A 21584-nucleotide genomic window follows, 5' to 3' on the forward strand; every position below is an offset into this window, starting at 1 on the left:
GCACGCATGCGATTCGACGGCGCCCAGGCCGGCTGGCGCGAGACGCCGCGGCCTGGCTGCACGCTCGATCAGCGCGACTGGCTGACGCGCGGCGGATCGCTGACCGCGCATCTCGCGCGGCTCGGCCGCGTGAACGTGCGCGTGACGCGCGAGGCCGTCGATTGTCCGTGGTTCGACGAGCCCGACGCGCTCGCCAGTTCGCCGCGTGCGCCGATGTGGGTGCGCGAGGTGATCCTGTCGGTCGACGACGTGCCGTACGTCGCCGCGCACAGCATCGCGCCGCTCGCCGCAAGCAAGGGCGTGTGGCAGGCGATGCGGCGGCTGCGCACGCGGCCGCTCGCCGAGCTGCTGTACAGCGATCCGCAGGTCGAGCGCTCGGCGCTGGTCAGCCGGCGGGTGATCGCCGGCCATCCGTTGTATGCGCTCGCGACGCATGCGCTGCAGGGCGCGCGAGCGCCGCACGCGTTCGCCGCGCGGCGCTCGGTGTTCCAGCGTCACGGCAAACCGTTGATGGTGACCGAGTGCATGCTGCCGGCGCTGTGGCGTCATCTCGCCGTGCACGGCGACGGGCTGCGTTCGGGTGGCGCGGGCGGAGGCGCGTGATGTTGCAGGGCTTCGGGCCCGTGGTCGGGCCGAATACGCACACGATGATCCTCGGCAGCTTTCCAGGCGAGGCGTCGCTCGACGCCGCGCAGTATTACGCGCATCCGCGCAATCAGTTCTGGCGGTTGCTTGGTACGGTGCTCGGCGAGCCTCAACTGCACGAGCTGGCTTATGAGGCGCGGCTCGAACGCGTGCTGGTTCATGGAATCGGCATCTGGGACGTGCTTGCCGCGTGCCATCGCGAAGGCAGCCTCGATTCGGCGATCCGCAACGCGGAGCCGAACGATTTCGATTCGCTGAGGGCGCATGCGCCGTTGCTGAGGCGCGTGTGCTTCAACGGCAAGACGGCGGGGCGGTTTGCCGAGGTGATCGGCAAGGCAGGGTACGAGACGCTCGTGCTGCCTTCGTCGAGCCCGGCGAATGCGATGCTGTCGTTCGAGCAGAAGCTTGCGCAGTGGCGGGGGATTCGCGGTTGATGCAAGCCTGATTGCCGGGGAGCGCGACGCTCCCGACGCTCAATCGTCCTTGCCCCATCTCCACCTGGGCTTCTCGCCCTTGATCCAGCACACGGCGATCAATATCGCGGATAGCACGACGATGCATGCGCCGTACGCGAACGGCGACTCGTTCGGCGGCAGCAGCCACGCGCTCGCGACGATCCCGATCAGAAACAGCAGCAGCACGACCCAGCCCTGCCACGCGACCGGCAACCCCCATCCCCATCCGTAGCGTTTCGCCGGGAACCAGACCTTCCTGTCGTTCGAGGCCATGAGATCTCTCGTCGTCAGTGGTAGTCGCTTTCTCTCTGGTGGCGCACTGCGAGAATCGTCACGGTCCGGCTGTCATCGATCTCGAACAGTGCGACATAGCCCGATGCGCCGAAGGGAATGATCAATTCACGTAGAAATGGCATCGAAGGATGGACTTTACGGCAGGTGAAGGGTGACGATTCGAGCGTGGCGATTCCGGATGCGATGGCCGCCAGTGCACGTTCGGCGCGTTCGACCTCTGCATCGTCGCGATCGACGACGAATTCATAGAGCCGGTCCAGATCATCCGATGCCGCGAGCGTGAAGCGAACCGTATAGGTCATCGAGCTGGCCGCTTCCTGTCACGCAGCGTGTCGAGCCGTCGACCCAATCGCTCCAGCACTTCGGATGACGACACATACTCGCCAGTACGTCGGGCTTCGTCGCGCGATGCGATGCCGCGTGCGATAAATTCGCTTTGGAGACGGCGGCGTTCGATACCTTCGCGGATCGATTGCTCGACGAAGCTCGACAGGGTTTCACCTTCCTGAAGGACGTTTTCGGCGGCGTCGCGCAGTTCCGGCTCGACGCGCACGGACGGAAAAGTAGCGGTTTTCATCATGAGCCTCATTGCATCGCAATTGCGATGCATTATCGTCTACGACGTCGTCGGGTGCAAGTCGGCTGATTGGCCAATCGGCGCAGCGGCACCGTGTCTGCCGTCCACACGGCCGCCACCCCGCACCAATGCTATCCTCTCGTCCGCTCATCCAGCCTCACCCAGCGAGATTCAATCATGACCCGACTGATCAAGCGCGCGTCCGCCGAGGCGCGCGCGTTCAAGCAAAACAAGCCATCGGCCTACAACGGCTCCGAAAAACTCCAGCCGTCGCGCGTGAAGCGCCGCCCGGAGATCGACGAACACGACGACGTGCCGGTGCTCGAAGCACCGCGCAAGCCGCGTTTCGCGCCGGTCACGTTCTCGGAAGAGCGTGGCGTGCGTTTCCTGCACTTCGGTACCGAGTGGGTGCAGGGTGCGATGCGGATCTCGAAGCCGCTGCATATCGAACTCGAATACGCGCAGCAGATGATGGCGTGGCTGCTGTTCCTCGAAACGCCCGAGCGGATCGTCCAGCTCGGGCTCGGCACCGGCGCGCTGACCAAGTTTTCGCACCGCTTCCTGCCGCAAGCGAAGGTCGAGGCCGTCGAACTGAACCCGGCGGTGATCGTCGCGGCCCGCACGATGTTCGCGCTGCCGCCCGACGATGCGCGCCTCGTCGTGCACGAAGCCGACGCGTGGGATTTCGTCAACGACGCAGCCAACCGCGGCACGACGGGCGCGATCCAGATCGACCTGTACGACGCGACCGCGCGCGGCCCCGTGCTCGACAGCGTCGCGTTCTACCGTGCGGTGCGTGGCTGCCTCGCCGATGCGGGCATCGCGACGATCAACCTGTTCGGCGATCATCCGAGCTTCGTACGCAACATGAAGCACCTGAACGCGGCGTTCGATCACCGCGTGATCGCGCTGCCCGAAGTGCACGACGGCAACCGGATCGCGATCGCGTTCTCGGGCCCCGCGCTCGACGTGCCGTTCGCGCAACTCGACGCGCGTGCCGCGCTGATCGAAGACACGCTCAAGCTGCCCGCGCGCAAGTGGGTGAAAGCTTTGAAAGAAACGACCGGCGCACGCGATACCTCGTTCGCGATCTGACGCTTCATGCACCGGCCGCATGCCGGTGCAACCGCGTGACAAGGGGCGGATCACCTCGGGTTCGCCCCCGCTTGACCGCGTGCTCGCGGCTCCTATACTGGCGCGAAGCCAGGGGAGCCGCAGCTTACCCGTTTTGCCGCTCCTCTCGGCGCCGTACCCGCTCAACAAGATCGATAACCGGGAAAGAAGAGGAGACGTCATGGCTCACGATGCCGACGCCAACAGGGCTGCCAAGCGCTGGCTCTGGCTGCTGGTACTGCCGCTGATCGCGATGGTCTGGGTGCCGTCGTACAGCAAGATCGAACCGCAATGGTTGGGTTTTCCGTTTTTCTACTGGTACCAGCTGCTTTGGGTCTTCATTAGCGCGGTGATCACCGCGTTCGTGTACTACAAGACCAAGAACGCATGGAAGGCGAGCGGCCCGCAGGGAGGTGCGCGATGAATCTCGGCGCAACCTTCGTCTTCGTCCTGCTTTTCATCGGCGTCACGATCATCGGTTTCCTGGCCGCGAACTGGCGTCGCGGCGATCTCGCGCATCTCGACGAATGGGGCCTCGGCGGACGCCGCTTCGGCACGATCGTCACGTGGTTCCTGCTCGGCGGCGATCTTTATACGGCGTACACGTTCGTCGCGGTACCCGCGCTCGTGTTCGGCGCCGGCGCGATGGGTTTCTTCGCGCTGCCGTACACGATCCTGATCTATCCGTTCGCGTTCGTCGTGTTCCCGAAGCTGTGGAGCATCGCGAAGCGGCACGGCTACGTGACGTCCGCCGACTTCGTCAACGCGCGCTACGGCAGCCGGATGCTCGCGCTCGCGATCGCGGTGACGGGCATTGTCGCGACGATGCCGTACATCGCGCTGCAGCTCGTCGGCATCGAAGTGGTGATCGGCGCGCTCGGCTTCGATACGACCGGCTTCGTCGGCGACCTGCCGCTGATCATCGCGTTCGCGATCCTCGCCGCCTACACGTACACGTCGGGGCTGCGCGCGCCCGCGATGATCGCGATCGTGAAGGACATCCTGATCTACATCACGATCGCTGCGGCGGTCATCGTGATTCCCGCGAAGCTCGGCGGCTTCGGGCACATCTTCTCGAGCGTGCCGGCCGCGAAGCTGCTGCTGAAGGCGCCCGACGCGACGAGCCTGAATGGCTACAGCGCGTACGCGACGCTCGCGATCGGTTCGGCGCTCGCGCTGTTCCTGTATCCGCACTCGGTCACGGCGATCCTGTCGTCGTCGTCCGGCAACTCGATCCGCCGCAACATGGCGATGCTGCCCGCGTACTCGTTCGTGCTCGGCCTGCTCGCGCTGCTCGGCTACATGGCGCTCGCGTCCGGCGTGAAGGACATGCCGCAGTACGCGCCGTACTTCAAGGCGTTCGGCCCGAACTTCGCGGTGCCCGCGCTGTTCCTCGAGTATTTCCCGTCGTGGTTCGTCGGCGTCGCGTTCGCGGCGATCGGCATCGGCGCGCTGGTGCCGGCGGCGATCATGTCGATCGCGGCCGCGAACCTGTACACGCGCAACATCCACCGCGAGTTCGTGAACCGCAACATGACGCACGAGCAGGAGACGCACGTCGCGAAGCTCGTGTCGCTGATCGTGAAGGTCGGCGCGGTCGCGTTCATCCTCGGGCTGCCGCTGACCTATGCGATCCAGCTGCAGTTGCTCGGCGGGATCTGGATCATCCAGACGCTGCCGGCGATCGTGCTCGGCCTGTACACGCGCATGCTCGACCATCGCGGCCTGCTGGCCGGCTGGGCGGCAGGCATCGTGTGCGGCACGTGGATGGCGATCTCGCTGAAGCTGGCCGGGTCGATCTTCACGATCCACCTGTTCGGCCTCGCAATTCCGGGCTACGCAGCCGTGTGGTCGCTGATCGTGAACCTGGTGGTGTCGGTGGCGGTGAGCGTGCTGGTGCGCGTGATGGGCATGGCGCATGCGGAGGATCGCACGCGGCCGGAGGATTATTTCGACGTCGTCGAGAACTGATCGCCGCCGCTTCTGTTGCAGTTTCGACACGACGCCCGCGACGCAAGTCGCGGGCGTTTTGCATGGCGCGCCGCGAACGCCCCGTGTGGCGGTGTGCCCGTTTTCGCCGATCTTCAAGCGATTCTAGGATCGCCGCGCCGTCGCGAAAATCGGTGAAAGACCGATTGGGCGGCACGTTGCCCGGTTGCCAATAATGCGTCCCGCCCGGCCTGTGCCGGGAGATTCGATATCGACACGATCCGATTATATGAGGGATGCAATGACGAAGATTTGGTTGCTGGTGCTGGGCATGTGCTGCGTCGCGCTTGCCGGTTGCGTGAACGCGTACTACCGGTGAGGCACGGCATGAGAGTCCTGTTGATGTGGGCGCTCGTCGCGCCGATCCTGCTCGCCGGCTGCGCGAACATGTACTACCGTTGACGGCGGGCCGCGATGAAAACGACAGTGTCGGCCGCCGTGCTGTGCGCGGCGCTTGCCGGCTGCATTTCCGTATACGGCCCCGGGCAACGATACGCGGCGCGCGATGCGCCGCCGGCGCAACACGAGGCGGCCGATGACGCGCACGGCGTCGACGATGCGTCGCGCATCGTGATCGGCAATCGCAAGTACGACGAAGTGTGGGCGGCGGTGGCGCAGTTCCATGCGGACCGCAAACTTGCCGTGCGCGTCAGCGATCGCGACGCGGGGCTCGTTGCCGCCGTGTATGCCGATTATCCGAACGCGGGCAACTTCCTGGACTGTTCCGAACTGAAGCAGACGTCGAACGTGACGCACACGCTGAAGGTCGTGACGCGCATCGACGAGGCCACGCAGGGCGTGACCGTGTCGATCGACGTCGCGGGCATGGCCGGTGTGGTCGCGGCCGGCAAGCAGAAGGGCGCGCGCGTTGCGTGCCGTTCGAACGGCACGCTGGAGCAGGCGCTGGCGGAGGTGCTGCGCAAGTAACGGGCCCGCCCGGAAACGCCGCGGCAGCGCGGCGGCCCGGGCGGCATGCGCGTGCGTTACTGCCCCGCGCGTTTCGCGAGATCCTCGCGTTGCGACAGGTCTTCGACGTTGACCATCCAGTGCACGCCGAAACGGTCCTTCGCCATCCCGAAGCCGAGCGCCCAGAACGTCTTGCCGAACGGCATCGTCACTTCGCCGCCGTCGGCGAGCGCATTGAACAGCTTCTGGCCTTCCTCGACCGTCGCCGGGTTCAGCGACAGCGAATAGCCGGCATGCGTGCCGCCCGGCTGGCTGCAGTCGCCGTCCGAGCACATGATCATCGAGTCGCCGATCATGAAGCTCGCATGCATCACCTTGTCGGCCATCTCGGGCGTGATCGCGTGTTCGGGGTTCGGCGGCGCATCCCGGAAGTGCATCTTGAACAGCGTCTTCGCGCCGAGCGCCTTTTCGTAAAACTGAAGGGCTTCGTCGGCGTGACCGTAGAACGTCAGGTACGGTTGAACTTGCATTGTTGTCTCCTGTGGGCCGGGCAGGCACTGCCTCGGGTTCATGCAAGATTGACTGGGACGGGGCACGCGGGGATGCGGCCTGCGTACCCGTGACGTGGATTGTAGTGCGCGCGCTTGACGATGGAATGAAAAAAACGGCCGCGAACCCGGGGTTCGCGGCCGTTGGTGGAATGTCTGCTGACGACTGTTGTCAGCGTTGCCTGTCATGCCGCTGACAGCAACTGACGTGCAACGCGCTTCAACGCAGCGCGTCGATCAGCTTCTCGAGTTTCACCGCATCGGCGGAGAACAGTCGGATGCCTTCGGCGAGCTTTTCGGTCGCCATCGCTTCGTCGTTCAGCTGGAAGCGGAACGACGATTCGTCGATCGCCACGCGCTCGGACGGCTTGTCCTGCAGCGCTTCCGGCGACAGCTTGCGCGAAACCGTCTCGTTGCTGTCCTGCAGCTTCTGCAGCAAATCGGGACTGATGGTCAGCAGGTCGCAGCCGGCGAGTTCGGTGATCTGGCTCGTCGTGCGGAAGCTCGCGCCCATCACCTCGGTGTTGTAGCCGAAGGTCTTGTAGTACGTGTAGATGCGGCGCACCGACTGCACGCCCGGATCGTTCGCGCCGCCGTCCTTCGCTTCATTCCATTCCGCACCGGCCTGTTTCTTGTACCAGTCGTAGATGCGGCCGACGAACGGCGAGATCAGTTGCGCGCCGGCTTCCGCGCATGCGGCGGCCTGCACGAGCGAGAAAAGCAGGGTCATGTTGCACTTGATCCCTTCCTTCTGCAGCACCTCGGCCGCGCGGATGCCTTCCCACGTCGACGCGAGCTTGATCAGGATGCGCTCGCGGCCGATGCCGGCTGCTTCGTACAGCTTGATGAGCTCGCGGCCCTTGTCGATCGAGCGCTGCGTATCGAACGACAGGCGCGCGTCGACCTCGGTCGACACGCGGCCCGGGATCAGCTTCAGGATCTCGGTGCCGAATGCGATCAGCAGGCGGTCGATGATGAAGTCGGTGCTTTCGTTGCGGTGATCGCGGACGGTTTTCTCGAGGATCGGCTTGTACGCATCCTTCTGGACGGCCTTCAGGATCAGCGACGGGTTCGTGGTCGCGTCCCGCGGCTGGTATTGCGCAAGCTGCTGGAAATCGCCCGTGTCGGCGACGACGGTCGTGTACTGCTTCAGCTGGTCGAGTGCGGTAGTCATGGCGATTCGGAAGAAGGGCGCGGAGCGCCGGGTTCTCACGGGCCGCGCGAGCGCGGCGGCGAAGCGAAGCGGCGCCGGGCGCCGCTTCCGATCCATCATTTTAGGCCCGATTCGTGTCGGGCACGTTTTGGCGTGCTGCTTTGGCGTACGATCCGCCGCGCACGCACCTGCCGCGCCGCGTCATGCGGGGCGGCGCGCGTTCAGGATCACCTGCGTGACGACCCCCGCGACGAGCCCCCAGAACGCCGAGCCGATCGACAGCAGCGTGAGGCCCGACGCGGTGACCATGAACGTGACGAGCGCGGCTTCGCGCTGCTTCACGTCCTGCATCGCGTTCGCCAGCCCGCTCATGATCGAGCCGAACAGCGCGAGCGCGGCGACCGATACCACCAGCGCCTTCGGCAGCGCCGCGAACAGCGCGGCGATCGTTGCGCCGAAGATGCCGGCGACCAGGTAGAACGTGCCGCACCACACGGCGGCCGTGTAGCGCTTCGCGTGATCCTCGTGCGCTTCGGGGCCCGTGCAGATCGCGGCCGTGATCGCCGCGAGGTTCACGCCGTGCGAGCCGAACGGCGCGAGCAGCAGCGACGCGAGGCCGGTCGTCGCGATCAGCGGCGACGACGGCGTCGCGTAGCCGTCCGCGCGCAGCACCGCGATGCCCGGCACGTTTTGCGACGCCATCGCGACGACGAACAGCGGAATACCGATGCTGACGATCGACGCGATCGAGAACGCGGGCATCGTGAACACGGGTTTCGCCAGCGCGATGTGGAACCGGCTGAAGTCGAGCAGGCCGAGCCCGCCAGCCACCGCCGTGCCGACGATCAGCGTCGTCACGATTGCATAGCGCGGCGCGAGCCGCTTGACGATCAGGTACGTGAAGAACATCGCGAGCACGAGCGCGGTCTGGAACTGCGCGGCGCGGAAGATCTCGATGCCGATCTCGAACAGGATGCCCGCGAGCAACGCGGCTGCGATGCCGGCCGGAATCTTGCGCATCAGCGTGTCGAACAGGCCGCTCACGCCGATGGCCGTCAGCAGCAGCGCGCACACGACGAACGCACCGATCGCCTCGGCATAGGGCACGCCGGGCAGCGACGCGATCAGCAGCGCGGCGCCGGGTGTCGACCACGCGACGACGACGGGCGCGCGAAAGCGCAGCGACAGGCCGATCGTCGTCAGCGCCATGCCGATCGACAGCGCCCAGATCCACGACGAGATCTGCGCATCGGTGAGGTGGGCGGCGCGGCCGGCCTGGAACATCAGCACGAGCGAACTCGTGTAGCCCGTCATCATCGCGACGAAGCCGGCGACGAGCGCCGACACGGACGTATCGGCAAAAAAGCGGCGGTCGCCGGCGCGACCCGCGCTCGCGGTGGGCGAAGGATTCATGCTATCTCCGGGAGGGGCCGCTCGGACGCGGCCTTCGTGTCTGCTGGTGAGGTGCGTTACTTGCTGAGTGCGCGCATCGCGGTTTCGAGGCCCGCGAGCGTGAGCGGATACATGCGATGGCCGAGCAGGTCGCGGATGACCGCGACCGACTGCCGGTATTCCCATAGCCGCTCGGGCTCCGGGTTCAGCCACGCATGGTGGGGGAATTGATCGGCGAGACGGCGCAGCCATACGGCGCCGGCTTCCGGGTTGTTGTATTCGACCGAGCCGCCGGGCTGCAGCACTTCGTACGGGCTCATCGTCGCGTCGCCGACGAAGATCAGCTTGTAGTCGGGCGTGAACTTGTGCAGCACGTCCCACGTCGCGGTGCGCTCCGAGTGGCGGCGGCGGTTGTTCTTCCACAGGTGGTCGTACACGCAGTTGTGGAAGTAGAAGAATTCCAGGTGCTTGAATTCGGCCTTCGCGGCCGAGAACAGCTCTTCGGTGCGCTTGATGTGGTCGTCCATCGAGCCGCCGACATCGAGCAGCATCAGCACCTTCACGTTGTTGTGGCGCTCGGGCACCATCCGGATATCGAGCCAGCCCGCATTCGCGGCCGTGCTGCGGATCGTGCCGGGCAGGTCGAGCTCCTCGGCCGCGCCTTCGCGCGCGAAGCGGCGCAGCCTGCGCAGCGCGACCTTGATGTTGCGCGTGCCGATCTCGACGGAATCGTCGTAGTCGCGATAGGCGCGCGCTTCCCACACCTTCACCGCGGTGCGGTTGCCGTTCGACGGGCCGCCGATGCGCACGCCTTCCGGGTTGAAGCCGCCGTGCCCGAACGGCGACGTGCCGCCGGTGCCGATCCACTTGTTGCCGCCCTCGTGGCGCTCCTTCTGCTCGTCGAGCAGTTCCTTCAAACGCTCCATCAGCTTGTCGAGGCCGCCCATCGCTTCGATCTGCGCCTTCTCCTCCGGCGACAGTTCGCGCTCGAGGCGCTTCTCGAGCCAGTCGAGCGGGATGTCGAACGCTTCGGACGGCAATACGGACACGCCGTGGAAATACGCGCCGAACGCCTGGTCGAACTTGTCGAAGTACTGCTCGTCCTTGACGAGCGTCATCCGCGCGAGGAAGTAGAACGCGTCGATCGACGGCGAGATCAGCCCGGCCTTCAGCGATTCGAGCAGCGTCAGGTATTCCTTCACCGAGACGGGCAGCTTGGCTGCGCGCAGCGCGTAGAAGAAATTGAGCAGCATGGCCGGGCCTTCGCGGGTGAGGGGAGGATTACCGGTTGTGCCGGTTCATGTAGACGAGCCGCTCGAGCAGGCTCAGGTCCTGCTCGTTCTTCAGCAGCGCGCCCGCGAGCGGCGGCACGATCTGCTTCGCGTCCGCGCTGCGCAGCGCGTCGGCCGGGATGTTCTCGGCGAGCAGCAGCTTCAGCCAGTCGAGCAGTTCGGACGTCGACGGCTTCTTCTTCAGGCCCGATACGCCGCGCAATTCGAAGAAACTCTCGAGCGCCGCGCGCAGCAGCTCCTCGCGGATGTCGGGGAAGTGGACCGCGACGATCTTCTGCATCGTCGACGGGTCGGGAAACTGGATGTAGTGGAAGAAGCAGCGGCGCAGGAACGCGTCGGGCAGCTCCTTTTCGTTGTTCGACGTGATGATGACGAGCGGGCGGTGCTTCGCGCGGACGGTTTCGCGCGTCTCGTACACGTGGAATTCCATCCGGTCGAGCTCGCGCAGCAGGTCGTTCGGGAATTCGATGTCGGCCTTGTCGATCTCGTCGATCAGCAGCACACTCGGGTGCTCGGCGTCGAACGCCTGCCACAGCACGCCCTTGACGATGTAGTTCGAGATGTCCTTCACGCGCTCGTCGCCGAGCTGCGAGTCGCGCAGCCGCGATACGGCGTCGTATTCGTACAGGCCCTGCTGCGCTTTCGTGGTCGACTTGATGTGCCACTGCAGGAGCGGCATGTCGAGCGCGGCGGCCACTTCCTCGGCGAGCATGGTCTTGCCGGTGCCGGGCTCGCCCTTGATCAGCAGCGGGCGTTGCAGCGTTAGCGCGGCATTGACCGCGAGCTTCAGATCGTCGGTGGCGACGTAGTGCGAGGACCCTTCGAAACGCATGGCGGCGCTCTTCTTTATCGGGAAAAAAACCCAGTATAAGTCAGAAGGGCTGTCCGGTTGGGCCGCGCCCGCGTATCGTTGCAGGGCTGTGGCGGGGCGAACCGGGGCGCCTTATGGACGCGTTCCCCGCCGACGCGGTACAATCTGGCCGTTTTTTTTGGCCTGCGTGGCGACCGATAAGCAATACGGCGCGGGCCGTTGCCGCTTCGGCGCCAGTTTCCCCTCAAGCTAGGTTACAAGAGCTATGAACAAATTCGTCGGCAAACACGTCGTTGTCGCGGCGCTCGTGGCGCTCGCGGGCAGCGCGCAGGCGGCCGGTGTGGTCGGCAACCCGAAGGACGGGGCGAGCAAGGTCGCCATGTGCATCGGTTGCCACGGCATCCAGGACTACCGCACAGCGTACCCGGAGGTCTACCGGGTGCCCGTCCTCGGCGGCCAGAACCAGCAATACCTCGAGAACGCGCTGAAGGCCTACCGCAAGAAGGATCGTCACTTCCCGTCGATGAATGCGATCGCCGGTTCGCTGACGGATCAGGACATCGCGGATCTGGCGGCCTACTACGCCGCCCAGAAGGCCGACTCGAAGGACAATCCCTACAAGTAAGCGCGCGCCGCCGATCTCTGCGGCGGGACAGGAGCATTCATGAACAACGCATTCAAGACGGCGGCGGTTGCACTGGCGGCCGGCCTCGCGATCGGTACCGCGCACGCGGCGGACGCCACGAAGGGCAAGGAACTGGTCGAATCGCACAACTGCGCCGCCTGCCACGGCGCGCAGATGAACAAGCCGATCAACGCCGAATATCCGCGTCTGGCCGGTCAGCATGCCGACTACCTCGTGTGGGCGATGCGCCAGTACCAGATGGGCCTGACGAACCCGCTGCTCGGTCGCAACAACGCGATCATGCAGGCGCAGGTGCAGAGCCTGTCAGTCAGCGACATGAAGGACATCGCGTCCTACATCGAATCGCTGAAGGAAACCGACCTCGTGTTCAAGAAGTAAGCGCGACGGGCCTGACGGGCTTCTCGCAGCAAAAATACCCCGCCGAGGCGGGTATTTTTTTGTCCTTAGCCCGGCGCGGCGCGGGTTTCGGCGCCGCGGCGCTCAGTCGCGCGACGCGCGGCGCAGGATGCGCTGCAGGTACGCGTCGGTATCGGGCGGCGTGTTCGTGCGCTGTGCTTCCCAGATCGTCTCGCCGAGGCATTCCATGATCGCGTGCTGCGCGTCGTGGGTCGAGTCGAGCTTCGCCGCCAGCTTGTCGTGCGCGGCGCGGATGCCGGGCGGCTGGTCGATCGACAGCTGCTCGCTGATCGCGAGGTGCATCGACAGGTGCAGGAACGGGTTCGTGCGGCCTTCCTCGGGCGTGTAGTTGCGCGCGGCTGCGCCGTCCGCATCGTCGAGTTCGGCGTGGTATTCGGGATGCTCGGCGATCCAGTCGGCCGCCATCGCTTCGAGCGGCGTCAGGATCTCGCCCGCGCGCTGCTTGCGCCAGGTCTCGGTGAAAAAGCGACGCACTTCGTCGCGGCTTGGATTGAACATGGTGGGGAACGTCGTGATTCGGGCGGCGTCATGCCGCGTCGGGCATTGTACGCCGGGTTGATGGACGGTGCTGGCGGCGGCCCGGGGAGGTTGGCGCGCCGCGCCGTGGCGGCCGGGCCGGCGGCGCGGGTATGCGGCGGCGGTGGGTGCGGTGGGTGCGGTGGATTGCAGTGGGTTGCAGCGGGGGAACGGCCAGGGTACGGCACGCCCCGTGCCGGGGCGGCCTCAACGGGTAAGCGCGGGCTAGGCTCGCGGCCACCGCGCCGTTAAACTCCGACGATTTCCGTCGTCACGCCGCTTGTGCCCGTCTCGTCATGACCGCCACCGTCCGTTCACCGTCCGCCGCCCTGCAGGGCACGCTCTACGTCGCGCTGTCCGCCGCCGCGTTCGGCGCGATGGCGATCTTCGGCCGTTATGCGTATGCGGCCGGTGTCGACGTGCTCGGGCTGCTGATCGTGCGCTTCGCGATCGGCGGCGCGGTGCTCGCGGCGATCGCGCGGCACCGTCGCGTCGCGTGGCCGCGCGGGCGGGCGCTCGCGCCGCTGGTGGCGATGGGCGCGCTCGGCTACGTCGGGCAGTCGTTCTGTTATTTCAGCGCGTTGCAACACGCGCAGGCGAGCCTCGTCGCGCTGCTGCTGTACCTGTATCCGGCCTTCGTCACGCTGCTGGCCGCGTGGTGGCTCGGCGAGCGCCTCACGCGCGCGAAGGCCGTCGCGCTCGTGCTGTGCGTCGCGGGTTCGGCGCTGATGGTCGGCGGCGGGCACGGCGAGCCGCTCGGGATCGCGCTCGCGCTGGCCGCGGCGGTGATCTATTCGCTGTACATCGTCGGGGGCACGAAGGCGACGCGCGGTGTCGATCCGCTCGCGACCACCGCGATCATCTGCCTGTCGGCCACCGCGACGCTCGTGGCGATCGCCGTCGTGCGGACTGCCGCGTTCGGCGCGCCGCCGCGCTGGCCGGTCACGACCGGCGGCTGGGCGTCGATGCTCGCGATCGCGCTCGTCTCGACGGTCGCGGCGATGCTCGCGTTCTTCGCCGGGCTCGAGCGGCTCGGCGCCGCACGCACGTCGATGCTGTCGACGCTGGAACCGGTCGTGACGGTCGCGCTCGCGGCGCTGCTGTTCGGGGAAGCGCTGTCGCCGTTGCAGTGGGCGGGCGGCGTCGCGATCCTCGCAGCCGTGCTGGCGCTCGTGCGCGCGGGCGGCGCGGCGGCCGACGACGCGACGGCGACGTCCAACGCGTAGTCGGGAAGGAAGGGCGTTGCGACGGGCGCGTGCCGGACAGGCTGCGCCGGGCCGGTTCGGCCGGCGCTGTGTGGCTCTGGCGGGCTTGAACTTACTCGTTGGGCGGCGGCGTCTTCGGCCTGAATTCGCACAGCGGCTCGATCGCGCAGTGCCAGCATTCGGGCTTGCGGGCCTTGCACACGTAGCGCCCGTGCAGGATCAGCCAGTGATGCGCGTCCTGCAGGAACTCCTTCGGCGTGAACTTCTCGAGTGCGGCCTCGACGGCCCGCACGTCCTTGCCCGGCGCCAGCCCCGTGCGATTCGCGACACGGAAGATATGCGTATCGACCGCGATCGTCGGCTGGCCGAATGCGGTGTTCAGCACGACGTTCGCGGTCTTGCGGCCGACACCCGGCAGGCTTTCGAGCGCTTCGCGATCGGCCGGCACCTCGCCGTCGTAGCGTTCGAGCAGGATCCGGCACGTCGCGACCACGTTTTTCGCCTTCGTGCGGTAGAGACCGATCGTCTTGATGTACTCGGTGACGCCTTCCTCGCCGAGCGCGACGATTTGTCGCGGGGTGTTCGCCACCGGAAACATCTTCCGCATCGCCTTGTTGACCGACACGTCGGTCGCCTGCGCGGACAGCATCACGGCGATCAGCAGCTCGAACGGCGTCGTGTATTCGAGCTCGGTGGTCGGGTGCGGATTGAGGCTCTGCAGCGTTTCGTAGATCGCGCGTCGTTTGCTGGCGTTCATGGAGCGTTCTGGTCGGGCGGCGCGGACGGGCCGCCTTGGTCGTCGTTGCCCGCGTCTTTGTCGTCGCCGCCCGCCGCCGTGTCGGCGTCGCGCTGCGCCTGCTGCTCGGCGAGCCGTTTGCGGCGGGCCTCGGCCGCGTCGATCTGCGCCTGGACGGCCGCGCTCACCCCTTCGGTGTTTTTCGGCCCGGCGCCTTGCCCGGAAAGTTCTTCCTTCTTCTTGCGCGCGCGTTCGAGCGCGGCGGCGATGATCGCGCGTTTCTTCGCGTCGGCGTCGTCTGCGGCCGGTGCGGTGGCCGGCGCGCCGGATTCCGTGTCGGGCTGCGCGTCGGGTTGTGCGCCAGGTTGTACCGCGGCCGGCTTCGCGGCGCTGGCCGCGCGGCGTGCGGCGGCGCGCGCTTCGGCGGCCTCGCGTTCGCGGCGCTGGCGGGCGAGCCGGAGGTCATGGCGTTCGCGCGCGGCATCGGCCTGTTCCTGCGACCACGCGTCCCAGCCCGTGCGATCGCCGGTCACGGGCAGCATCGCGATGCAGTCGACGGGGCACGGCGGCACGCACAGGTCGCAACCCGTGCACAACGACTCGATGATCGTGTGCATCTGTTTCGGCGCGCCGACGATCGCGTCGACCGGGCACGCCTGCATGCACAGCGTGCAGCCGATGCACAGGCTTTCGTCGATGAATGCGACGGCGCGCGGATGCTCGCTGCCGTTGACCGGGTTCAGCGGGATCACGGGCTTGCCGAGCAGGCCCGCGAGGCGCGCGATGCCTTCGGCGCCGCCGGGCGGGCACTGGTTGTAGTTCGCGTCGCCGGCGGCGATCGCCTCGGCGTACGGGCGGCAGCCGTTATAGCCGCACTTCGTGCATTGCGTCTGGGGAAGCAGATCTTCGATGCGATCCGCGAGTGTATTGGAATCGGTCACGTGACAACGGGCGCAGCGGCGCCGAATGGCTCTCGACCGCGCGGGGATGCGCGGCCGGAAAGGTTTGCCAAAGCTCGATTATCGCCGATTTCCCGCATTGCGCTGGACGCCGTCTGTGCGCATAATCGAACCGCTTTTTTGCAGGGGCTCAGCAGGAGGGCGGCCGCACGCGGCGCGCCCGTTCCAGGGCGGCCGGCGCCGAGGCGGTGGGGGTGCCGGTCCGGATCAAGCGGCTCACATAGCAAAACGCCACCATGAATCAGCCAAAAATCAAAAGAGATCCTGAAGGTACACGCCGTCGCATCCTGATGGCGGCAGCCGAAGAGTTCGCGAGTGGAGGGCTGTTCGGCGCACGCGTCGACCAGATCGCGCGCCGGGCCGAAACGAACGAGCGCATGCTCTATTACTACTTCGGCAGCAAGGAGCAGCTGTTTACGGCCGTGCTCGAACATGCGTTCTCCGCGCTGACCGAGGCGGAGCGCGTGCTCGATCTCGATGGCGTTGCGCCGGTCGAAGCCGTTACGCGGCTCGCGCATTTCGTTTGGGACTACTACCGCGACCACCCGGAGCTGCTCAGGCTCATCAACAACGAGAACCTGCACGAAGCGCGCTACCTGCACAAGTCGACGCGGATCCGCGAGATGATGTCGCCGATCGTCGCGAAGCTCGGCAACGTGCTGATGCGCGGCCAGAAGGCCGGCTTGTTCCGCAGCGACATCGATCCGCTGCGTTTCTACGTGACGCTGTCGGGGCTCGGCTACTACATCGTGTCGAACCGCTTCACGCTCGCCGCGACGCTCGGCCGCGACTTCACCGACACCGACGAGCGCGCGGAAATGGTTCGCATGAACACCGAGGTGCTGCTCGCGTATCTGCTGCGGCGCTGATGCGCCGCCCAGCGGGCGCCGGATGTAAAAACGCCGCCGTGCGCAGGCAACGGCGGCGTTTTTTCGTCTGAACGCGGCGCGTCAGGCGGCCTTGCGCGCGCGAACGGTTTTGGCGCGCGGGCTGCTGCCTGCGCGCTTCGCGGCCGGAGCGGCCTTGGCAGGGGCGGCGGCCGTGGCCGGCGCCTTCGCGCGCGTGCGTTTCGCCGCGGTGGTCCGCGTCGTTTCGGCTTGCGTGCTGGCGGCCGGCACGGCTGCGAGCGTCGTGGCCGCCGGTGCTTCCGGCTGATCCTTCGTCGCGCCGTGCTTCGGCTCTGGCGCATGCTCGCGGATGAAGTCGCGCAGCTGCGGGTAGATGATCGTGCGCCAGCGGCGGCCGGAGAAGATCCCGTAGTGACCGCACTTTTCGGCGGTCAGGTTGCGGCGATGGTCCTGCGGGATGCCCGTACACAGCTCGTGCGCGACGTGCGTCTGGCCGCTGCCCGAGATGTCGTCGAGTTCGCCTTCGATCGTCATCAGCGCGGTGTGCTTGATGTCCTGCGGGCGCACGCGCTCACCTTCGACATCCCACGTGCCTTCGGCCAGCCGGAATTCCTGGAATACGACGCGGATCGTCTCGAGGTAATACTCGGCAGCCATGTCGAGCACCGCGTTGTACTCGTCGTAGAAGCGGCGGTGTGCTTCGGCGTCGTCCTCGTCGCCGCGCAGCAGGCTCTGGTAGAAATCCCAGTGCGATTGCGCGTGCCGCTCCGGGTTCATCGCGACGAAGCCCGTGTGCTGCAGGAAGCCCGGGTACACCTGGCGGCCTTCGCCCGGATAGTTCGCCGGCACCGTATGGATCACGTTGTTCTCGAACCACGCGGTCGAGTGCTGCGTCGCGAGCGAGTTCACCGACGTCGGGCTGCGGCGCGCGTCGATCGGGCCGCCCATCATCGTCATCGTGAGCGGCGTATCTTCGCCGCGGCTCGCCATCAGCGAGATCGCCGCGAGCACCGGCACCGTCGGCTGGCATACCGAGATCACGTGCAGGTTGCGCGCGCCGATGTGGCGGATGAACTCCTGGATGTACGCGATGTAGTCGTGCAGGTGGAACGGGCCGGTTTCGACCGGCACCATGCGCGCGTCGATCCAGTCGGTGATGTAGACCTTGTGATCCTGCAGCAGCGTGCGCACGGTGTCGCGCAGCAGCGTCGAGTGGTGGCCCGACAGCGGCGCGCAGACCAGCACGACCGGCTCGTCCTTCAACTGCGTGACGGCGTCGGCGTCATCCGAATAGCGTTTGAAACGCAGCAGCCGGCAGAACGGCTTCTCGACGATCGTCTGTTCGACGATCGGGATGTTGTGGCCGTCCTTGACGATCTGATGAATGTTGAATTCGGGTTTCTCGTAATCCTTGCCGAGCCGGTACATCAGTTCGTAGGCGGCGGCCATCCGCGTCGCGCCGGGCATCAGCGAGAACGGGCTGGAAGGATTGGCGAACGACTTGGATGCGGCCTGGGCCCAGGCCGTGAGCGGGCTCAGCATCGCCCGCTGGAATTCGTGCAGTTGGTAAAGCATGCAGGCTACTCCCGCGTGGGGGACGGTGCGCAAGGGCGGCGTGGGGCGTCGCGGCGTGCCGTAGGGGTCAGCGGCCGGCCATGTTGCACTGCGGCCGGACAATCGCGTCGATCATATCGGACAACGATGGGTGGTGCAATGCAACATTTCCCCGATTTTTCATCAAACTTTTGTGATTTGACGTTCTCTGAAGAAGCCGCCCGCGCCCCGTTCAGCGCCCCGTGGCCATGGCCGGCGCGGGCTGGCCGGCTGCGCGGGCCATCGCGTCTTCGTGGTGCATCAGGTTCATCGCGGTGTGGACGAGCGCCACGTGCGAGAACGCCTGCGGGAAGTTGCCGACGAGCCGCCCCGCGACCGGGTCGTATTCCTCCGCGAGCAGCCCGAGGTCGTTCGACAGCGAGAGCAGCCGGCTGAACAGCCGATGCGCGTCGTCGATCCGGCCGAGCAGCGCGTAGTTGTCGACCAGCCAGAAGCTGCACGCGAGGAACGTGCCTTCGCCGGGCGGCAGGCCGTCGTCGTAGTCGGTCGTGCGGTAGCGCAGCACGAGCCCGTCGTGCAGCAATTCGCGCTCGATCGCGTCGACCGTGCCGACGATGCGCGGGTCTTCCGGCGGCAGGAAGCCGAGCAGCGGCATCAGCAGCACGCTCGCGTCGAGCTCGTCGCTGCCGTAGCTCTGCGCGAACGCCTGCTTGCCCTCGTGCCACGCGTTCTCGCATACGTCTGCATGAATTTGCTCGCGCAGCGCGCGCCAGCGGTCGAGCGAGCCGGGCAGACGGAACATTTCCGCCGACTTGATCGCGCGGTCGAACGCGACCCACGCCATCACCTTCGAGAACGTGAAATGGCGGCGGCCGCCGCGCGTTTCCCAGATCCCTTCGTCGGGTTCCTGCCAGATCTTCTCGAGATGGTCGAGCAGCGCGCACTGTACCGACCAGACCGTGTCGTCGGCCTGCAGGCCGCCCACACGCGCAAGGTGCAGTGCGGCCATTATTTCGCCGAACACGTCGAGCTGGAGCTGGTTCGCGGCGCCGTTGCCGATGCGTACCGGCTTCGAGTCCTGATAGCCGGGCAGCCAGTCGAGCTCCATTTCCGGCAGCCGGCGCTCGCCGGCGATCCCGTACATGATCTGGATCTGCTCGGGCGAGCCGGCCATCACGCGGCCGAGCCACGTGCGCCACGCGCGCGCCTCGTCGTAGTGGCCGCCGCGCATCAGCGCGAGCAGCGTGATCGTAGCGTCGCGCAGCCAGCAATAACGGTAGTCCCAGTTGCGATTGCCGCCGATCTTCTCGGGCAGCGACGTGGTCGGCGCGGCGACGATGCCGCGGTCGGCTCGTACGCGAGCGCCTTCAGCGTGATCAGCGAGCGGCGCACGGCGGCCGCGTAGCGGCCCTGCACCTGGCAGCGGCCCGACCATTCGAGCCAGTAATTCTCGGTGCGCGCGAGCATCGACAGCGGGTCGCGCGCGGGCGGCAGCCGCAGGTGCGACGCCGCATAGCCGAGCGAGAACGGCACGCGTTCGTCGGCGCTCACCGTGAATTCCGCGAGCGTATGAAGATTCTTGCCGGTGAGCGGCACGGGCGTGCGCAGCACGACGGTATCGGGGCCGGCAATCGCCTTCATGCCGTCCTCGCGTGTCAGTTGCGTGACCCACGGAATCGAGAAACCGTAGTCGAAGCGCAACACGAGTTCCATGCGCATCTTCATCGTGCCGTGCCGGCCGACGACGATCCGCACGAGTTCGGACCAGCCGTTGCCGGGCGGCATGAAGTCGATCACGGTGACGGCGCCGTCGGCGCTTTCGTAATCGGTTTCGAGAATCAGCGTGTCGCCGCGATAGCGGCGGGTCGTGTGCGTGATCGCGGCGTCGGCGGCCGGCGCGAGCAGCCAGCGGCCGTGCTCGGGCGTGCCGAGGAGCGCCGCGAAACAGGCGCCCGAATCGAAGCGGGGCCAGCACAGCCAGTCGACGGAGCCGTCTTTCGAGATCAGCGCGGCGGTATGGCCGTCGCCGACGAGGGCGTAGTCTTCGATCAGGGCAGGCATGGGCAGGCGATCCTTGGATATTCGAGTTCACAATGCGGACGGCGGCGGCCGGGCTTCACGTGCCGGCACCGCGCCCCGTATACTCGGCCGGGCGGCGGAGCGCATGAACGGCCGGCGTTTCGTCCTATCTCAACACTTGAAGCGACTCGATGCAAGGAGGATTCAATGCCCAACCGTTTACGCGAGCGTGACGCACGCGCTTCGACACGAGGGTTCCCGCTTAGGCTCGCTCACTGGATGAAAGGTTTCGCGATCGTGCTCTCTCTTTCCGCGACCCACGCATTTGCGCAGCAATCGCCCGCACCGGCCGACGGCATCTACAACCTGCTCGTCGGCACCTATACGGGCGGCGGCAGCGACGGGATCTATGTTTACCGCTTCGATACGAAAAACGGCAGCGTCGCGCCCGTCTCGTCGGCGAAGACCGTGAATCCGTCGTACCTGTTGCCGAGCCGCGACGGTCGCACCGTCTACGCGGTCAACGAGCTGCCCGGCGACGACGGGCCGGCGACGCAGCGCGGCGGCGTCAGCGCATTCCGCTTCGACGCGAAGACGGGCGCGCTGACCTTCATCGACCGCGTGTCGTCGGAAGGGAACGATCCTTGCTATCTGGCGCTGTCGCCGGATGGCAAGTACCTCGTGACCGCCAATTATTCGGTCGCGGCCGATCCGGGCGGCAGCTTCGCGGTGCTTCCGTTGCGCGACGACGGCGCGGTCGGCCAGGCCGTGCTGAGCGTGCACCATGAAGGCACGGGCCCCGTGAAGGGCCGCCAGGACGGTGCGCACGTGCATTCGACGGTGTTTTCGCCGGACGGCCGTTACCTGTTCGTGCAGGATCTCGGCGCGGACAAGCTCTACGGCTACCGCTATACGGTCGACGGCAGCCGCGGGCTGATCAGCCCGACCGACACGCGCTACACGCCGGTGAAGGCCGGTTCGGGCCCGCGTCACATGGTGTTCAGCGCCGACGGCCGGTTCGCGTACGTGACGAGCGAGCTCAACGCGTCGGTCGAGGTGTTCGGCTATCACGACGGCAAGCTGACGCCGGTCGAGACGCTGCCGATGACGGCGCCGGGCTTCAAGGGCAAGGTCGGCGGCGGCGCGATCCACCTGTCGCCGGACGGCCGTTTCCTGTACGTGAGCAACCGCGGCGACGCGAACGATCTCGTGATCTACGCGGTGAACAAGGCCGACGGCCGGCTGAAGAACGTCGGCCGCCAGTCGAGCCTCGGCAAGACCCCGCGCGAGTTCCTGATCGATCCGACCGGCAAGTGGCTGATCGTCGGCAACCAGGACAGCGATACGTTCTACGTGTTCAGCCGCGATGTCGAAACGGGGCAGCTCGGCGCGAATCCGCAGAAGGTCGCGGTCGGCAAGCCGGTCGACTTCAAGCTGGTGCCGGTGCAGTAAATGAAAAAGGGCGCTGCCGAGGCAGCGCCCTTCGTATTTCGGGGCGGGCGGTTGCGC

Annotated in this window: 23 protein-coding genes and 1 pseudogene; 11 read left to right on the forward strand and 13 right to left on the reverse strand. The window is 66.6% G+C overall.

Features of this window, described 5'->3' with window-relative positions:
* Positions 1-6 precede the first annotated feature (6 nt).
* Both BBJ41_RS17220 and BBJ41_RS17225 read left to right on the forward strand, forming a co-directional pair.
* Positions 7-603 (forward strand): chorismate--pyruvate lyase family protein, encoded by a 597-nt coding sequence (locus tag BBJ41_RS17220; protein WP_069747385.1) that lies wholly within the window; start codon positions 7-9, stop codon positions 601-603.
* Positions 603-1079 (forward strand): DNA-deoxyinosine glycosylase, encoded by a 477-nt coding sequence (locus BBJ41_RS17225; RefSeq protein ID WP_069747386.1) that lies wholly within the window; start codon positions 603-605, stop codon positions 1077-1079. Before BBJ41_RS17220 ends, BBJ41_RS17225 begins: the two co-directional genes overlap by 1 nt.
* A gap of 39 nt (positions 1080-1118) precedes the next feature.
* Here BBJ41_RS17225 and BBJ41_RS17230 read toward each other — a convergent pair whose 3' ends face one another.
* From BBJ41_RS17230 to BBJ41_RS17240, 3 genes are read right to left on the reverse strand one after another with little or no spacing between them, the layout of a single operon-like run.
* On the reverse strand, positions 1119-1373 hold the full coding sequence (locus BBJ41_RS17230) for a hypothetical protein (RefSeq protein WP_069747387.1): 255 nt from the start codon (positions 1371-1373) through the stop codon (positions 1119-1121).
* Positions 1374-1387: 14 nt separating this feature from the next.
* Positions 1388-1696: a type II toxin-antitoxin system RelE/ParE family toxin gene (locus BBJ41_RS17235; RefSeq protein ID WP_069747388.1), complete on the reverse strand. Its 309-nt coding sequence runs from the start codon at positions 1694-1696 to the stop codon at positions 1388-1390.
* The gene (locus tag BBJ41_RS17240) at positions 1693-1971 is read right to left on the reverse strand and encodes a YlcI/YnfO family protein (RefSeq protein ID WP_069747747.1); all 279 of its coding nucleotides are present in this window, start codon (positions 1969-1971) and stop codon (positions 1693-1695) included. The genes BBJ41_RS17235 and BBJ41_RS17240 overlap by 4 nt, the downstream gene beginning before the upstream one ends.
* A 177-nt stretch (positions 1972-2148) precedes the next feature.
* Between BBJ41_RS17240 and BBJ41_RS17245 the strand changes: the two genes are divergently transcribed.
* From BBJ41_RS17245 to BBJ41_RS17260, 4 genes are all read left to right on the forward strand, one after another.
* Positions 2149-3066 carry a class I SAM-dependent methyltransferase gene (locus tag BBJ41_RS17245; protein ID WP_069747389.1) on the forward strand — a complete coding sequence of 306 codons (918 nt, stop codon included), beginning with the start codon at positions 2149-2151 and terminating at the stop codon, positions 3064-3066.
* A 199-nt stretch (positions 3067-3265) separates the two neighbouring features.
* On the forward strand, positions 3266-3508 hold the full coding sequence (locus BBJ41_RS17250; protein WP_069747390.1) for a DUF3311 domain-containing protein: 243 nt from the start codon (positions 3266-3268) through the stop codon (positions 3506-3508).
* Complete coding sequence (gene mctP, locus BBJ41_RS17255) at positions 3505-5055, forward strand: monocarboxylate uptake permease MctP (protein ID WP_069747391.1); 1551 nt, start codon at positions 3505-3507, stop codon at positions 5053-5055. Before BBJ41_RS17250 ends, mctP begins: the two co-directional genes overlap by 4 nt.
* 432 nt (positions 5056-5487) lie before the next feature.
* A complete protein-coding gene (locus BBJ41_RS17260) occupies positions 5488-6000 on the forward strand; it encodes a hypothetical protein (protein WP_069747392.1) in 513 nt (170 codons plus the stop codon).
* 56 nt (positions 6001-6056) lie between these two features.
* Here the strand turns inward: BBJ41_RS17260 and BBJ41_RS17265 are convergent, their stop codons facing one another.
* From BBJ41_RS17265 to BBJ41_RS17285, 5 genes are all read right to left on the reverse strand, one after another.
* Positions 6057-6509 carry a VOC family protein gene (locus BBJ41_RS17265; RefSeq protein ID WP_069747393.1) on the reverse strand — a complete coding sequence of 151 codons (453 nt, stop codon included), beginning with the start codon at positions 6507-6509 and terminating at the stop codon, positions 6057-6059.
* Positions 6510-6747: 238 nt separating this feature from the next.
* Entirely contained in the window at positions 6748-7701 is a 954-nt protein-coding gene (tal, locus tag BBJ41_RS17270; RefSeq protein WP_069747394.1) for a transaldolase, read from the reverse strand.
* 180 nt (positions 7702-7881) lie between these two features.
* Positions 7882-9093: a benzoate/H(+) symporter BenE family transporter gene (locus BBJ41_RS17275; RefSeq protein ID WP_069747395.1), complete on the reverse strand. Its 1212-nt coding sequence runs from the start codon at positions 9091-9093 to the stop codon at positions 7882-7884.
* A 56-nt stretch (positions 9094-9149) separates the two neighbouring features.
* Positions 9150-10325 (reverse strand): vWA domain-containing protein, encoded by a 1176-nt coding sequence (locus tag BBJ41_RS17280; protein WP_069747396.1) that lies wholly within the window; start codon positions 10323-10325, stop codon positions 9150-9152.
* 28 nt (positions 10326-10353) lie between these two features.
* Positions 10354-11196, reverse strand: coding sequence for an AAA family ATPase (locus tag BBJ41_RS17285; RefSeq protein WP_048249424.1), 843 nt, complete (start codon positions 11194-11196; stop codon positions 10354-10356).
* Positions 11197-11440: 244 nt separating this feature from the next.
* Here BBJ41_RS17285 and BBJ41_RS17290 point away from each other — a divergent pair, with 244 nt between their 5' ends.
* A complete protein-coding gene (locus BBJ41_RS17290) occupies positions 11441-11800 on the forward strand; it encodes a c-type cytochrome (protein WP_069747397.1) in 360 nt (119 codons plus the stop codon).
* A 39-nt stretch (positions 11801-11839) separates the two neighbouring features.
* Positions 11840-12199, forward strand: coding sequence for a c-type cytochrome (locus BBJ41_RS17295; RefSeq protein WP_048249238.1), 360 nt, complete (start codon positions 11840-11842; stop codon positions 12197-12199).
* Between the two features lie 102 nt (positions 12200-12301).
* Here BBJ41_RS17295 and BBJ41_RS17300 read toward each other — a convergent pair whose 3' ends face one another.
* Positions 12302-12736 (reverse strand): DUF1841 family protein, encoded by a 435-nt coding sequence (locus BBJ41_RS17300; protein WP_069747398.1) that lies wholly within the window; start codon positions 12734-12736, stop codon positions 12302-12304.
* Positions 12737-13050: 314 nt separating this feature from the next.
* Here BBJ41_RS17300 and BBJ41_RS17305 point away from each other — a divergent pair, with 314 nt between their 5' ends.
* Positions 13051-13980 (forward strand): DMT family transporter, encoded by a 930-nt coding sequence (locus BBJ41_RS17305; RefSeq protein WP_069747399.1) that lies wholly within the window; start codon positions 13051-13053, stop codon positions 13978-13980.
* A 91-nt stretch (positions 13981-14071) separates the two neighbouring features.
* Here the strand turns inward: BBJ41_RS17305 and nth are convergent, their stop codons facing one another.
* Together nth and rsxB are read right to left on the reverse strand one after the other, a co-directional pair.
* A complete protein-coding gene (gene nth / locus BBJ41_RS17310; RefSeq protein WP_069747400.1) occupies positions 14072-14716 on the reverse strand; it encodes an endonuclease III in 645 nt (214 codons plus the stop codon).
* Positions 14713-15636 (reverse strand): electron transport complex subunit RsxB, encoded by a 924-nt coding sequence (gene rsxB / locus BBJ41_RS17315; protein WP_069747401.1) that lies wholly within the window; start codon positions 15634-15636, stop codon positions 14713-14715. The genes nth and rsxB overlap by 4 nt, the downstream gene beginning before the upstream one ends.
* Positions 15637-15890: 254 nt before the next feature.
* Here rsxB and BBJ41_RS17320 point away from each other — a divergent pair, with 254 nt between their 5' ends.
* Positions 15891-16523, forward strand: a complete 633-nt coding sequence (locus tag BBJ41_RS17320; RefSeq protein WP_069747402.1) for a TetR/AcrR family transcriptional regulator — start codon at positions 15891-15893, stop codon at positions 16521-16523.
* 81 nt (positions 16524-16604) lie between these two features.
* Here the strand turns inward: BBJ41_RS17320 and BBJ41_RS17325 are convergent, their stop codons facing one another.
* Both BBJ41_RS17325 and BBJ41_RS17330 read right to left on the reverse strand, forming a co-directional pair.
* Positions 16605-18077 (reverse strand): polyhydroxyalkanoate depolymerase, encoded by a 1473-nt coding sequence (locus BBJ41_RS17325; protein WP_069747403.1) that lies wholly within the window; start codon positions 18075-18077, stop codon positions 16605-16607.
* 211 nt (positions 18078-18288) lie between these two features.
* Positions 18289-20117, reverse strand: a pseudogene (locus tag BBJ41_RS17330) (glycoside hydrolase family 15 protein).
* 165 nt (positions 20118-20282) lie between these two features.
* Between BBJ41_RS17330 and BBJ41_RS17335 the strand changes: the two are divergent.
* Positions 20283-21527 (forward strand): lactonase family protein, encoded by a 1245-nt coding sequence (locus tag BBJ41_RS17335; protein WP_083281889.1) that lies wholly within the window; start codon positions 20283-20285, stop codon positions 21525-21527.
* Positions 21528-21584 lie beyond the last annotated feature (57 nt).

Source organism: Burkholderia stabilis (assembly GCF_001742165.1).
GTDB classification, from domain to species: domain Bacteria; phylum Pseudomonadota; class Gammaproteobacteria; order Burkholderiales; family Burkholderiaceae; genus Burkholderia; species Burkholderia stabilis.